Genomic DNA, 14,452 nt, shown 5'->3' on the forward strand with positions numbered 1-14,452 from the left:
CTCCGCTACGCTACGGGGTTCCCTCGCGCCGGTCTTGCTCCCGGGAGTACGCGCTGCAGGCCCCATCCATGGGGCCTCAGCGCTTGACGGGCATCCATGCCCGTCACCTCCCTCCGCAAGACCTCTGCTCGGCCTCCTGAAGTCGCGAAGATCAAGATCAAGATCAAGAGCAAGAGCAAGAGCAAGAGCAAGAGCAAGAGCAAGAGCAAGAGCAAGATCAAGATCAAGATCAAGATCAAGATCAAGAGCAGGGGACTTGCCTGGGTTTTGGGTTACTTCACTTTGCATGCACCGTAATCGCCACCAACCGCACAACCACCGGCCTGACCATCAATACACAAACGAACGCCACAGGCATCGCCAACTGGTAAGCCTTCAGCACGTTGCCAAGGTATTCAGGGTTAATCCCCCCATTCGCTGCCGTGATCACGAAACACATCAATAGCGCCATGATCGACGACATGTAGAAGGCAAAAACGTAGGGCGTGGCGCCCGGGTGCAATTTGCGTCGGCTGCGTGCCTGGGACAGGTTGCTCATGCGAACTCCTGAAAAGTAAGTAGAGGCGCAGGTTAGCAACGCATCCGGCAGCAGCTGTAGACCAGCCGCATTGAGTTCTTTATAAAGAGTTTCTTACGAATCCAAGGGCTCAGCATGGACCTGCTCAACGCCATTCGCAGCTTCATCAAGGTGGTCGAAGCCGGCAGCATCGCCGCCGGTGCCCGCAACCTGGGCCTGAGCCCGGCCGCGGTCAGCCAGAACTTGGCACGCCTGGAGGGCCACTTGCAGGTTCGCCTGCTCAGCCGCACCACTCGCAGTATGGCGCTGACACCCGCCGGTACCCAGTACTACGAGCGCGTCAGGCACATCGAGCGCGACCTGGCCTTGGCCGAACAGGCCGTCACCACCCCCGACAGTGAGCCCCAAGGGCGGCTATGCATTGCCTCGACGTCCGCCTTCGGTCGCCACGTGCTGGCGCCATTGATACCCGCGTTCAGTGCCCGCTACCCACTGCTTTCGATAGAGTTGGTAACGACTGATCGCCGGGTCAACCACGCGCGGGAAGATGTGGACGTGAGCCTGCGCATTGCCCCGCAACTCGAAGACCAGTTGCTGGCCCGGCATATCGCCCGTATACCGTTCATTTGCTGTGCCTCGCCCGGTTACCTGCAAAGCGCCGGCGTGCCGGCCGCGCCCGAGGCCTTGCGTGACCACCGCTGCCTGGTGTTCCGCTACCCGGTGGATGGGCGCTTCCTGCGTTGGGGGTTCATGCGCGACGGGCTGCGGTTCGAGGCAGAGTTCGGCAGCGTATTGATCAGCGACGACATAGACGCCCTGACCCAGATGGCACTGCACGATGGCGGCATTACCCGCCTGGCCGAGTTCATCGTAAGGCCGCATCTGGCCGCCGGGGCGCTGGTGCCGTTGTTCGAATACAGCGATAGCGGCCAGGCCTATGCCCAGACCGAACCGATGGATATTTACCTGTGCCTGGCCGACCGCTTTGCCATGACCGCAAAAGTGCGTGTGTTCATGGACTACCTGCGCGAATGCCTGGGTGACAGCTGGCAGGTGCAGGCCTGAAAAAACCGCCACGAGGGCGGTTTTTCATGTAACGCGTACTGATCAGAAGCGGTAGGTAAGGGATGCACCGATACCGTGAGCGCTGTTCTCGTACTTGGCTTGGTAGCTGCCTTTGGTGGCACTGACCTGATTGACCTTGACGTCTTCTTCCCACAGGTAGGAATAGGCAACGTCGATGGTCATGTCGTCGTTCGGGCTCCAGCCAGCACCCAGGCTGAATACCTTACGATCACCAGTCGGAATGCGCGGCGAGCGGTCGTGGTTGTTGGTAGGCGACTGGTCGACGGTAAAGCCGGTGCGCAGTACCCACTCCTTGTTGATTTTGTATGACGCGCCAATGGCATGAGCCCAGGTGTCGTGCCAGTTCTGGTCTTCCTTGATGGTCTCGAACGGCGAACCTACAAGTTGCGCTGGGACATCGTTTTGCACGGTGATGTCTTTCAGGCGGCTCCAGCGAGTCCAAGTGCTACCTGCGTACAGGGTCCACTGGTCATCGAGTTCGTGGGTAACCGAAAAATCGACCGATTCCGGTGTCTTGATCTTCAGTGTCGCATCGAACTTGTCGCCGTTGAACGGCCCGATCAGCGGGGTGCTGACGCGAGTTTTGCCTTCCAGCTTGTAGTCGACCATCGAGTGGTAGGTCAGGCCAAGACGGGTGCGGTCGGTGGCCTGGACCAGGATGCCGATGTTGTAACCCACGGCGGTATCATCACCCTTGATCTTTACCTCTCCGTCTTGACCGCCCAGGAGCGCCGGGGTAGGCAAATTCGAGCCCAGTTCACCCTTGATGCGGTTGAAGGTCGGGCCAAAACCGATCGAGACCTTGTCGTTGAAGGCATAGCTGACGGTTGGCTGGAAGGTGATTACCTCGACATGGCTTTTCTTGCCCCAGTAACGTGCGGCGTCACCGTCGCCGTAGTCGGTCACCAGGCCAAACGGTACGTAGACACCGAAGCCTACGCTCCAGTGGTCGTCGATTGGTTTGACGTAGTAACCCATGGGCACACCAACGACCGGCACCATGTCACCATCGGTTTCCCCCCCGAAGTTGCTGCCCGGGCCCGAGATGTCGGACTTGGCGATGACGGCTGCGCCGCCCACGGTTACTTGTTCGCGCTTGAGGCGCGACATGCCAGCAGGGTTGCCAAATACGGTGCTGGCATCTTCGGCAGAAGACGAACGTCCCGCAAAACCGGTTCCCATGCCGCTGATGCTTTGCTCGTTCAGCGCGAAACCTGCGGCAAGCAGTTGGCTGGAAGCAAGAGCAACGGCAATGCCGAGGGAGGTTTTGAGCATTACTTTTTTCATTATTAGAAAACTCCTTGGGATCTCCGGGGCGAAAAGCTACCAACAAATCACGCGCCGCGCTATAGCCTCAATCGCAGGAGATAGAGCGGTTTTGTAGGACAATCCGACCAAAATTCCCTTTTTTCCGGGTGCGTTGTAGGACGCGTCTTAAGATGCCTGCGGCAATCTCTGATCTATGCAGGTATGCCAGGCATGGGTGAAGTCGCGCAGGCGACCTTGTGGGTTGAAAATCTGTCGCCAGATCCGCGCCAGGGCGAGAAGGTCATCGGCGGCAGGCAGTGGCGTGGCCTGCTCTTCGACGAGCATCCAGGCAATGGCGGTGGAATAGCGCAGGTTGACGGTGAGTTCCAGGTGCGGGCCGCCGAGGAAGGCGTGCTGGCTGGCCAGGCCGCGGACCAGGCTGGCCAGGTCGGGGTCACGGGCAAGGTAGTCGTCCCAGATCGCCTGGTGACGGTGTTCGCCGATACGGTACAGGCCATGCCCACGACGGTCGTGCAAGGCCGACCCCAGGGCCGACTGGCTGGCGGCGATGCCCAGCAACAAGGCTTCGGCGCTGGCGCAGTGACGGTTCAGGTAGACCAGGGTGGGTCGGATCACATACTGACACAATTCATTCGCCGCGATACCCATGATGCCCTCGAGCAGTTAAGGGCCGGACGGGCGCTGGAGCTTGGCAGCTGGTGAGTGATCAGGCCCGCCGGAAGCGGCAAGCACCGCTCGAGTTGAAGTGTAGTGTGATAATCGTGGTGTAAAGGGCTGTTTTTAAATCGATTGCTGCCTGACGTACCGGGCTATATGCCTTAAGGCAATTACGCCACGAACATTCAGGCAGGCTTGCGATGGGATGATTCAGCGCTTGAATACCGCAGTATTCGCCGCTCACGCGGTGAGCGACTGGCGGGTTCGGGCGATGACCGCCTGCAGCGGTTCACTGCGGCTGTACTGTTCTGGGTACAGGCGCTCGGTGTGGCAGGCGACGCCGTGTTCGTCTACCAGGGTGAAGCTGAAGCTGCCCTTGCGAGGGGCAACGATGAGGCACTTCAACGGCGAGAAGGCCTGGGAGAGGGTGCCAATGGCAGCCTGAATCTGATGATGAGTTTGCATATTGTTGGAGGTTCCTGCTTTAAACACGGGGTTATGATCCGTGCATGATAGAAACGTTCCAGTGACGCCTTTATTAAGGGACGAACGAACCTGACTGGAACAGGGCAGCCAGAGGGAGCGCAATCAAAGGTGGGCGCATGGGCTGACTGGTAGGTACTTCAGAAGGCAGGCAGCACGCCGGGGCCAAGGTTCTAGGCCGTCGGGGTGGGATCCTGATCAATCTGTCACGTGATTCGTGCTTGAACAGCGCGTGGCTGGCGAGTGAATCATCGAATGGGCCGGTCCTGGTTTCAGCAGCGCCACCCTTGGGAGGAGCGGGTCTGCAAGGACGCTTGAGGCCAGAATTGACTTTCAGCTTGGTACTAACGAGGCGCACCTTAGCGGAAATACAGGCGCTTGGCAAGCATTTCATGTTTGTTCAGGTGAGCCGAGCAGTATGGCGCGTATTTGCCCTGCTGGGAAGAGGGGGCAAAAGGCCCGCATCCGGGCTGATGTACCGATTTCGTGCACTCAAATGAAGGTTTATGGTGCACTTGTTCACATTCGGAGCAGCGCTTGCAACTGCCTCGCAGCACGCCGCGACAGCCTCGCCAATGCCTTGACTGGGCGGTTAAGTCAATGAAAAAAAACACTATTTTTAGCTGGTGAAAAAATCGTCAGTTTGAGCGAAAGCCCCAATTCATGGGGGTTTGCGGGGGATGGGAGGGGGTTGTCCACCGAGTTATCCACAGGAACTGTGGATTGTCCCGAGCGCTTGCTCTAGGACGGGCGTGCCAGCAATACATTGAACTGTCCGACAATCGACATGCTCCGGGAGACCTGTTGGTCATCCACTTGAAAACGTCAAGAAAAGATCATTGAAAATTTTTTCAATCCTCCGGAAATCGAAAGGCCAAGGCGCAAGAAAAAGGGTAGAGTGGCGCGCCTTTCGAGTTGCCAAACCTGTTGCTCATGAAGTTTCGCGGTAAACCCCTCGCCAGCCCCGCTGCATCGACGCCTGCGCCTCCCCCCAAACGTTTCTCTCTCAAAGTGGCCTTGTGGCTGCTCGACAACCCGCGCCTGGGTGACAAGCCGCAGGTCAAGCACCTGGCCGGGCGCCTGTTGAAACAGCCGGCGCGCCAGGGCGTGGTCGTGGCGCAAAGCCGCCTGGGGCAGATGTTGTGCCGCGATTGCGGCAATGCCCGTGACCGGCGTATTGGCCATGAACTGCTGCGCCAGGCCGCCCGCGCCGGTGATCGGCGGGCGCAGCTGGAGTATGCGCGGCTGTGCCAGCACAGCGAGCCGGAGCAGGCGCGGTACTGGCTGGAGCTGGCGGCGGGGCAGGGGTCGCAGGAGGCACGGCGGCTTTTGAGGCAGTGGTTCCATGCCTGAGGTGTGTTGCCAGCACTGGCCCTATCGCCGGCAAGCCAGCTCCCACAGGATCACCACAGGTTCGAACACTGTGAGCACCTTGTAGGAGCTGGCTTGCCGGCGATAGGGCCGGAACAGGCAACACACCTGCCAGGCTGATAAGCTGCACTCAATTTGCAACAGAGCGATCGGGGTAAGCATGACAGTGGATCTGGCCAGCATTCTGCTGGGCTTGGTGGCAGGTGCATTACCTTGCCTGGGTTGGGTCATGCAGGTGCAGCGCCGCCAGGGCGCGCGCCAAGGCGAGCAGGCCTTGCTCGAAGAGCGCCTCAATGCTGCCCAGCTGGCCCTGGCCGGCCTGCAGGCGCAACTGGACGCCAGTCGCGACGAGGTCAGCGACCTCAGCGAAGCCAACACCGTCAAGCAGACCCAGCTGGCCGCCCAGGGCCGTGAGCTGGAACTGCTGCAGATCGACCGCGACAACGCCCGTGACGCCGCCCACGCCTGGAACCTCGAGCGCGCCAACCGCGAAGCCGAACTGCGCCGCCTGGAGGCCCAGACCGCACGCCTGGACGCCGAACTGCGCGAGCAGCAGGAAAGCCACCAGCAGCGCCTGGAAGACCTGCAGGAAGCCCGCGACACCCTGCGCGCCCAGTTCGCCGATATGGCTACCAAGATCTTCGACGAGCGCGAGCAGCGCTTCGCCCAGACCAGCCAGCAGCATCTCGGTCAGTTGCTCGACCCGCTCAAGGAACGCATCCAGGCTTTCGAAAAACGCGTGGAGGAGAGCTATCAGCAGGAAGCCCGCGAGCGCTTCTCGCTGGGCAAGGAGCTGGAGCGCCTCCAGCAACTCAACCTGCGCCTGTCCGACGAAGCCACCAACCTGACCCAGGCGCTGAAGGGCCAGAAAACCCAGGGCAACTGGGGTGAGCTGATCCTCGAACGGGTACTGGAGCATGCCGGCCTGGAAAAGGGTCGCGAATACCAGACCCAGGTCAGCCTCAAGAGCGCCGATGGCGAGCGCTTCCAGCCTGATGTGCTGATCATGCTGCCCGGCGACAAGCAGGTAGTGGTGGATGCCAAGGTCAGCCTCACTGCCTACCAGCAGTTCGTCGCTGGCAACGACGAGGCTGCGCTCAAGCAGCATGTGCAGTCGCTGCGCAGCCACGTCAAAGGCCTGTCGAGCAAGGACTACAACCGCCTCGAAGGCCTGCACAGCCTGGACTTCGTGCTGCTGTTCGTGCCGATCGAGGCCGCCTTCTCGGCAGCCCTGCAGGCCGAGCCTAACCTGTTCCAGGAAGCCTTCGACCGGCAGATCGTGATCGTCAGCCCGACCACATTGCTGGCCACCTTGCGGGTGATCGACAGCCTGTGGAAGCAGGAACGCCAGGGCCAGAACGCCCGCGAGATCGCCGAACGCGCCGGCTGGCTGTACGACAAGTTCGTGCTGTTCATCCAGGACCTGGACGAGTTGGGCAGCCGCCTGCAGCAGGTGGACAAGGCCTATGCTGCCGCGCGTAACAAGCTATGCGAAGGGCGCGGCAACCTGGTCAGCCGCAGCGAACAGCTGAAGCTGCTGGGCGCCCGCGCCAGCAAGAGCCTGCCGGCCGACCTGCTGGAGCGGGCGCTGTCCGATGAGGCGTTGCCGGACGAAGCGCTTACTGAACCAGGCTCAGATGGCGATTGAGCATGGCGCGCAGGGCCGCCGGCTTGACCGGCTTGGCCAGGTAGTCCAGGCCAGAGGCATGCACCATGGCGATGGTTTCCTTGCTGCCGTCGGCGCTGATCACCACGCCCGGCACCGGCTCACCCAGGCGCGCGCGTAGCCAGCCCATCAGCCCGGTACCAGTCTCGCCGTCGTCCAGGTGGTAGTCCACCAGCGCCAGGTGCGGGCGCATGCCCTTGGCCAGCAGGGCTTCGCATTCGGCGCGGTTGCGCGCGGTCCACACCTGGCAACCCCAGCGGCTGAGCAGGCTGTTCATGCCGATCAGGATGCTGTCTTCGTTGTCCACGCACAGTACCTGCAGCCCGGCCAGTGGCTGGCCACCCTGTTCCACCGGGGCGGTGGGCGCCGGGGCGGCTTGGCGGGCAATCGGTACGCTGACGCGGAACACCGTGCCCTTGCCCGGCCATGAGCGCACCTCCAGTTTGTGCCCCAGCACCCGGCACAGGCCGTCGGCGATCGCCAGGCCCAGGCCCAGGCCCTTCTCGGCGCGGGTCTGGTGGCTGTCCAGGCGCTTGAACTCCTGGAAAATCACCTGCAGCTTGTCGTCGGCGATGCCCGGGCCGCGGTCCCACACCTCAAGCCACAACTGTTCACCCTGGCGCCGTGCGCCCAGCAGGATCGGGCTCTTGCCATAGCGCAGGGCGTTAGTCAGGAAGTTCTGCAGCACCCGGCGCAGCAGCTTCATGTCGCTGTCCACCCGCAGGCGGCTGCCGCGCAGGCGGAACTCCAGGCCCTTCTCGGCGGCCAGTACCTTGAATTCGGCGCCCAGGGTGTCGAACAGCTCGTTGAGGGCAAAGGGCTTGGCATCCGGAGTGATCTTGCCGTTTTCCAGGCGCGAGATGTCCAGCAGGTCGCTGATCAGCTCTTCGGCCGAGCGCAGCGAGCTGTCCATGTGCTGCACCAGTTGCCGGGCCTCTTCATTCATGCCCTCGGCCTGCTGCGACAAGGCGGCGGAGAACAGCCGGGCGGCGTTCAGCGGCTGCATCAGGTCATGGCTGACTGCAGCCAGGAAACGGGTCTTGGACTGGCTCACCGCTTCGGCACGGCTCTTGGCTTCGGACAACGCCTGGTTCAGTTGCGACAGCTCTTGGGTGCGTTCCGCCACCCGTTGTTCAAGGCCTTCGTTGGCATCGCGCAGGGCCTGCTCGGCCTCGCGGAACGGGGTGATGTCGGTGAAGCTCATGACGAAACCGCCACCCGGCATCGGGTTGCCGATCAGTTCGATCACTCGGCCATTGGGGAACAGGCGCTCGGAGGAGTGCGCACGGCCCTGGCGCATCCAGTGCAGGCGCCGCGCCACGTGCACCTGCGCCTCGCCCGGGCCGCACAGGCCACGCTCGGCGTTGTAGCGGATGATGTCGGCGATCGGCCGGCCCACGCTGATCAGCCCGTCGGGGTAGTTGAACAGTTCCAGGTAACGGCGGTTCCAGGCCACCAGGTGCAGGTTCTGGTCGACCACGCTGATGCCCTGGTTGATGTTCTCGATGGCCCCTTGCAGCAGGGCGCGGTTGAACTGCAGCACCTCGCTGGCTTCGTCGGCGATACGCACCACGTCTTCCAGCTGCATGTCGCGGCCTTCGATAGCGGCCTTGACCACGGCGCGGGTCGACGAGGTGCCGAGCACGCCGGCCAGCAGGCGTTCGGTGTGTTCGATCCAGTCGCCGTCGGCGTTCTGGTTGGGGTTGAAGCCCTTGCCCTGGCGGTAGGCGAAGCGGATGAAGCTCTGCCGGGCGCGTTCTTCGCCGACAAAGCGCGAGGCCAGGGTCAGCAGGTCGTCGATCTGCACCGCCAGCAGCGGCTTGCTGCTGGGCCTGGCGCTGGTCTGCTGGCCGATGAAGCGGCCGGCCTGCCAATGCTCGGAAACCCGCGTGCGCGACAGCACCGAGACCCAGGCGAACAGGGTGAAGTTGCCCGCCAGCGACAGCACCACGCCCTGGGTCAGCGGGCTGATCGGCAGGTTCAGCGGGTTGCCGTGCAGCCACGCCAACCCTGGGAACAGCTGCAGCGACCAGCCCACGCTGTGCGCGGCAATCGGCAGCACCAGGGTGTAGAACCACAGGAAAATACCTGCGGCCAGGCCAGCGAACACACCGCGGCGGTTGGCCTGCTTCCAGTACAGCGCACCGAGCATGGCCGGGGTCAGCTGGGTCACGGCGGCGAAGGCGATCTGGCCGATGGTCGCCAGGCTGGCGGTGGAACCCAGCAGGCGGTAGCTGACATACGCCAGCAGCAGGATCACCACGATGGTCACCCGGCGTACCGAGAGCATCCAGTGGCGGAACGCCTCGAACGGCCGCTCGGCGTTGGTACGGCGCAGCAGCCAGGGCAGCAGCATGTCGTTGGAGACCATGGTCGACAGCGCCACGGCCTCGACGATGACCATGCCGGTGGCCGCCGAGGCACCGCCGATGAATGCCAGCAGGGCCAGGCTCGGGTGTGCCTCGGCCAGCGGCAGGCTGATGACGAACGAATCGGAGATCACCGTGCCCGGCAGCAGCATCTGCCCGGCCAGGGCGATCGGCACCACGAACAGCGCGGCCAGCGCCAGGTACATCGGGAATACCCAGCGCGCCAGGCGCATGTCCTGGGGTTCGATGTTCTCCACCACGGTGACGTGGAACTGCCGTGGCAGGCAGATGATCGCCATCATCGCCACGGCGGTCTGCACCACCATCGACGGCCAGTTGATGGTTTCCTGCCAATAATCCTGCAGGTGGATCGACTGGCGGGCCTGGCTGAACAGGTCGTCGAAGCCGTCATACAGGTTGAAGACGATGAAGATGCCCACGGCGAGGAAGGCCAGCAGCTTGATCAGCGATTCGAAGGCAATCGCCAGGACCATGCCACGGTGGTGTTCGGTCACGTCCAGGCTGCGGGTACCGAAGACGATGGCGAACAGCGCCAGTACCAGCGACACCACCAGCGCGGTGTCCTGCACGCGGGTGCCGGTGGCGTCGGCATTGGCGCCGATCAGCAGGTTCACGCCCAGCACGATGCCCTTGAGCTGCAAGGCGATGTACGGCAGCACGCCGACCAGGCAGATCAGCGCCACGACCACCGCCAGGGACTGCGACTTGCCGTAGCGCGCGGCGATGAAGTCGGCGATCGAGGTGATGTTCTGTTGCTTGCTGATCAGCACCATCTTCTGCAGCACCCAGGGCGCGAAGATCAGCAGCAGCACCGGGCCCAGGTAGATCGGCAGGAATGCCCAGAGCTGTTCGGCGGCCTGGCCGACCGCGCCGAAGAAGGTCCAGCTGGTGCAGTACACGGCCAGCGACAGGCTGTACACCCAGGCACGCAGCTTCGGCGGCAACGGCGTGCTGCGGCGGTCGCCGTAGAAGGCGATGGCGAACATGATGGCCATATAGGCCAGGGCGACCACGGCGATCAGCCCGCTGGACAACGACATGAAGACTCCGAAGCAAAAAGATAACGCGGTCCCGATCAATCAGTCTGGCACGCAGGTGCCGCTTCGTCAGCGCAGACGATGGTCGCAGTGGCAGGTGGTCGCAGGTGGCATCCTGTACCGGCCTCTTCGCGGGCATGCCCGCTCCCACAGGTACGGCGCTGCCCTCAAGGCATGTGATATCCCTGTGGGAGCGGGCACGCCCGCGAAGAGGCCAGTACAGCCAACATCAACTACTGCGGGTACCCAGCCAATAAAACACCCCCGCCAGTATCACCGACAACACCAGCAGGTAGAAGATCGCCCCCGGCCACAGATGCACCAGGGCAAACCCCACCATCACCGGCCCCAGCGCCGCACCGAGGTTGGACAGGTTCTGCGCACCGTAATACACCCCACGCAATTGCTCCGGTGCGATCAGGTCGATGAACATGTACTCGGCCGGGATCACGATGATCTCGCCCAGGGTGAACACCAGCATCGCCAGGCACCACGCCAGCGCCGAACCGGCCAGGGCAAAGCCCAGCAGCCCTGCGATGAACAGGCCCATGCCGGCCAGCAGCCAGGGCATCAGGCGCTGGCGGCTGATGTGGCGGCCGATCAGGTACTGCAGGGCAATCACCGTCACCGCGTTGGTGGTCACCAGGTAACCGATCAGGCGCGCCGCCTCGGCCGGGCTGCTGGTCACCACCAGGTACTGCGACAGGTAGGCGGTGAACTGGCCGAATACCACCGCGCTCAGCACCCCGCCCAGGGTGAAGCATACCAGCCGCCGGTCACGGGCCAGCCCCAGCGCCACCTGGCCAAAGCCGACCCCGGGCTTGTCCGGCGCACTGGCCTGCAGACCGCGGTCCCCCAGGCGCCAGTAAGCCAGGCACATACCCAGGCCGAGCAGGGCGGAGGCGATGAACGGCATATGGTCGTTCAGCTCCAGCATGGCCACGCCCAGCAGCGGGCCGGCGGCGTAGCCGACGTTGCTGAGGGTGTACTTGATGGCGAACACTTCGGCCCGTTCCTCCACCGGCAGCAAGGCGCAGAAGCCCGCCTTGGCGGCGATGTCGACCACTGCCAGGGCCAGGTTGATCATTACCAGGCAGAGAAAGAACAGCAGCGCCGAGTTGCTGGCGACCGCGCCGACGAAGGCCAGGGCAAACAGCAGGGTGCTGGCGCTGACCAGTGTGTGGTTGCGCAAGGTATCCACCAGATGGCCGCCATACAGGCTCAGCAGCGAGGCGATGATCAGCGCGCCACCGATCAGCAGGCCTATCTGGCTGATCGGCAGGTGGAAGTTGTCGGCCAGGTACACCACCAGGTAGGGCAGGGTAAGGGCACGGGCGACGGTGAGGGTGAAGGTGGTGCCGAGCAGCAGGCGCACAGTGTGCGGGTAGCGTTTGATGGCGGCGAGCATTACACATCCTTGTTGTTCTGTTTTGCCGGGGGCCAGAATATGCCAACAGAGGCCTGCTGCGCAGGCCTTTCGCGGGCACGCCCGCTCCCACATGCCCTCAAGGCATGTGATATCCCTGTGGGAGCGGGCGTGCCCGCGAAAGGGCCGGTACAGCCCTCCAAAATCCTTGAGCGCTTGCCAGTCAGTGCATTTCCCATGCAGATTTGTGGCTTGTCGCGCCCGGCGCGCCTCCAATTGAAAAGCCCTCAGGACCAAGGACGATGAGTCACTCCTCGCAATTCACCTTGCTCGGCAAGCGGCGTTTCCTGCCGTTTTTCATCACCCAGTCGCTGGGTGCCTTCAACGACAACCTGTTCAAGCAGTCGCTGATCCTGGCGATCCTGTTCAAGCTCAGCCTGGGCGACGGTGACCGTTCGATCTGGGTCAACCTGTGCGCCCTGCTGTTCATCCTGCCGTTCTTCCTGTTTTCGGCGCTGGGTGGGCAGTTTGGCGAGAAGTTCGCCAAGGATGCGCTGATCCGGGCCATCAAGCTGGCCGAGATCGCGATCATGGCGGTAGGCGCGCTCGGCTTCATCACCAACCACCTGGCGCTGATGCTGGTGGCGCTGTTCGGCATGGGGACCCACTCGGCGCTGTTCGGCCCGGTGAAGTACTCGATCCTGCCGCAGGCCCTGCGCGAAGAAGAACTGGTCGGCGGCAACGGGCTGGTGGAAACCGGTACCTTCCTGGCCATCCTCGCCGGCACCATCGGCGCTGGGGTGATGATGTCGGCCGACAGCTATGCCACCGTGGTGGCTGGTGGCGTGGTCGGCACCGCCGTGCTCGGTTACCTGTCCAGCCGCTGGATCCCGCGGGCCGCTGCCGCTTCGCCGCAAATGCCGCTGGACTGGAACATCTTCAGGCAGTCGTGGGCGATCCTGCGCATGGGCCTGGGGCAGCCGCCGGCGGTGTCGCGCTCGATCGTCGGCAACTCGTGGTTCTGGTTCGTCGGTGCCATCTACCTCACGCAGATCCCGGCCTACGCCAAGGACTGGCTGCACGGTGATGGCACGGTGGTGACACTGGTACTGACCCTGTTCTCGGTGGGGATCGCCCTGGGTTCGCTGCTGTGCGAGCGGCTGAGCGGGCGCAAGGTGGAAATCGGCCTGGTGCCGTTCGGCTCGTTCGGGCTGAGCCTGTTCGGCCTGCTGTGGTGGTGGCACTCCGGCGATGTGCCGGCTGCGGCGGCACCGCACGACTGGCTGGCGCTGTTGGGCATGGGCCAGGCCTGGTGGATCCTGCTGTCGATCGTCGGCCTTGGGGTGTTCGGCGGCTTCTACATCGTACCGCTGTATGCACTGATCCAGGCCCGCACCGCCGAAGACCAGCGCGCCCGGGTGATCGCTGCCAACAACATCCTCAATGCCCTGTTCATGGTGGTGTCGGCAGTGCTCACCATCATCCTGCTGGGCCTGGCCGAGCTGACCATCCCGCAACTGTTCCTGGTGGTGTCGCTGCTCAACATCGCGGTCAACGCCTATATCTTCAGGATCGTGCCCGAGTTCACCATGCGCTTCCTGATCTGGCTGCTCAGCCATTCGATGTACCGCGTGCAACACCGCGACCTCGAGCGCATCCCCGACGAAGGCGCGGCGCTGCTGGTGTGCAACCACGTGTCGTTCGTCGATGCGCTGCTGCTGGGCGGGGCGATCCGCCGGCCGATCCGCTTCGTCATGTACTACAAGATCTACAACCTGCCGGTACTCAACTTCGTGTTCCGCACCGCAGGCGCCATCCCGATTGCCGGGCGCAACGAAGACCAGGCCATCTACGAACGTGCTTTCGCGCGCATTGCCGAGTACCTGGCCGATGGCGAGCTGGTATGCATCTTCCCTGAAGGCAAGCTGACCGGGGACGGCGAAATCGATGTGTTCAAGGGCGGCGTCAACCGCATCCTCGAAGAAACCCCGGTGCCGGTCATTCCGTTGGCCTTGCAGGGGCTGTGGGGCAGCTTCTTCAGCCGTGACCCGGCCAAGGGCTTTTTCAAGCGCCTGTGGTCGCGGGTGACCATCGTGGCAGGCGCCGCCATCCCGGTGGAGGCGGCGCAGCCAGAAGCCTTGCGTGAGCAGGTCAGCCGCCTGCGCGGCAACCTGCGCTAGGGGAGGGCGTCAGCTGGCGCTGACTTTCAGGCCGACCAGGCCGGTAACGATCAGCGCCACGCTGACCAGGCGTACCAGGGCCATGGACTCGCCGAACAGGATGATGCCGGCGATCACCGTGCCGACGGCGCCGACGCCAGTCCAGATGGCATAGGCGGTACCCAGCGGCAGCTCTTTCATGGCCAGGCCCAGCAGGCCCAGGCTGATGGCCATGGCGGCGACGGTGAGGACGGTGGGCAGAGGCTTGCTGAAGCCGTCGGTGTATTTCAGGCCGACGGCCCAGCCGACCTCGAACAGGCCGGCGAAGAACAGGATGATCCAGGACATGGTGCGTCTCCATCGTTGTGAATGATGGGGCCGTCCCCGGAATGGTCACGCGGTGCGTCGTGAGGTCGTCCTCACAGTGGGTGCCATGGTGCACATATGCAGC

General features: G+C 63.2%; 12 protein-coding genes. 5 read left to right on the top strand and 7 right to left on the bottom strand.

Annotated features, from left to right (window positions below; genetic code table 11):
• Positions 1-96 precede the first annotated feature (96 nt).
• On the top strand, positions 97-297 hold the full coding sequence (locus tag C163_RS06060; protein ID WP_025338037.1) for a hypothetical protein: 201 nt from the start codon (positions 97-99) through the stop codon (positions 295-297).
• Here C163_RS06060 and C163_RS06065 read toward each other — a convergent pair.
• A complete protein-coding gene (locus tag C163_RS06065; RefSeq protein WP_025338038.1) occupies positions 278-538 on the bottom strand; it encodes a DUF2798 domain-containing protein in 261 nt (86 codons plus the stop codon). The two genes, C163_RS06060 and C163_RS06065, sit on opposite strands and share 20 nt — an antisense overlap.
• A gap of 114 nt (positions 539-652) precedes the next feature.
• On the opposite strand from C163_RS06065, the gene C163_RS06070 reads away from it, so the two are divergent.
• A complete protein-coding gene (locus C163_RS06070) occupies positions 653-1,582 on the top strand; it encodes a LysR family transcriptional regulator (RefSeq protein ID WP_025338039.1) in 930 nt (309 codons plus the stop codon).
• 42 nt (positions 1,583-1,624) lie between these two features.
• Here C163_RS06070 and C163_RS06075 read toward each other — a convergent pair whose 3' ends face one another.
• The 3 genes from C163_RS06075 to C163_RS06085 form a co-directional block, all read right to left on the bottom strand.
• Positions 1,625-2,890, bottom strand: coding sequence for an OmpP1/FadL family transporter (locus C163_RS06075; protein ID WP_025338040.1), 1,266 nt, complete (start codon positions 2,888-2,890; stop codon positions 1,625-1,627).
• Positions 2,891-3,037: 147 nt separating this feature from the next.
• Positions 3,038-3,520 carry a hypothetical protein gene (locus C163_RS06080; protein WP_025338041.1) on the bottom strand — a complete coding sequence of 161 codons (483 nt, stop codon included), beginning with the start codon at positions 3,518-3,520 and terminating at the stop codon, positions 3,038-3,040.
• A 249-nt stretch (positions 3,521-3,769) separates the two neighbouring features.
• A complete protein-coding gene (locus tag C163_RS06085) occupies positions 3,770-3,994 on the bottom strand; it encodes a hypothetical protein (protein ID WP_003257337.1) in 225 nt (74 codons plus the stop codon).
• A 951-nt stretch (positions 3,995-4,945) separates the two neighbouring features.
• Between C163_RS06085 and C163_RS06090 the strand changes: the two genes are divergently transcribed.
• Both C163_RS06090 and rmuC read left to right on the top strand, forming a co-directional pair.
• Positions 4,946-5,365, top strand: a complete 420-nt coding sequence (locus C163_RS06090; protein ID WP_025338042.1) for a tetratricopeptide repeat protein — start codon at positions 4,946-4,948, stop codon at positions 5,363-5,365.
• A 292-nt stretch (positions 5,366-5,657) separates the two neighbouring features.
• Positions 5,658-7,031: a DNA recombination protein RmuC gene (gene rmuC, locus C163_RS06095; RefSeq protein WP_162276782.1), complete on the top strand. Its 1,374-nt coding sequence runs from the start codon at positions 5,658-5,660 to the stop codon at positions 7,029-7,031.
• Here the strand turns inward: rmuC and C163_RS06100 are convergent.
• Together C163_RS06100 and C163_RS06105 are read right to left on the bottom strand one after the other, a co-directional pair.
• On the bottom strand, positions 7,003-10,479 hold the full coding sequence (locus tag C163_RS06100; protein WP_025338044.1) for a hybrid sensor histidine kinase/response regulator: 3,477 nt from the start codon (positions 10,477-10,479) through the stop codon (positions 7,003-7,005). The genes rmuC and C163_RS06100 overlap by 29 nt on opposite strands.
• Positions 10,480-10,705: 226 nt before the next feature.
• Positions 10,706-11,884: an MFS transporter gene (locus tag C163_RS06105; protein ID WP_025338045.1), complete on the bottom strand. Its 1,179-nt coding sequence runs from the start codon at positions 11,882-11,884 to the stop codon at positions 10,706-10,708.
• Positions 11,885-12,144: 260 nt separating this feature from the next.
• On the opposite strand from C163_RS06105, the gene C163_RS06110 reads away from it, so the two are divergent.
• Positions 12,145-14,022: an MFS transporter gene (locus C163_RS06110; RefSeq protein ID WP_025338046.1), complete on the top strand. Its 1,878-nt coding sequence runs from the start codon at positions 12,145-12,147 to the stop codon at positions 14,020-14,022.
• A 9-nt stretch (positions 14,023-14,031) separates the two neighbouring features.
• Here the strand turns inward: C163_RS06110 and sugE are convergent, their stop codons facing one another.
• Positions 14,032-14,349: a quaternary ammonium compound efflux SMR transporter SugE gene (sugE, locus tag C163_RS06115; RefSeq protein ID WP_025338047.1), complete on the bottom strand. Its 318-nt coding sequence runs from the start codon at positions 14,347-14,349 to the stop codon at positions 14,032-14,034.
• Between the last annotated feature and the right edge of the window lie 103 nt (positions 14,350-14,452).

The organism is Pseudomonas sp. FGI182, from assembly GCF_000511325.1.
GTDB classification, from domain to species: Bacteria; Pseudomonadota; Gammaproteobacteria; order Pseudomonadales; family Pseudomonadaceae; genus Aquipseudomonas; species Aquipseudomonas putida_Z.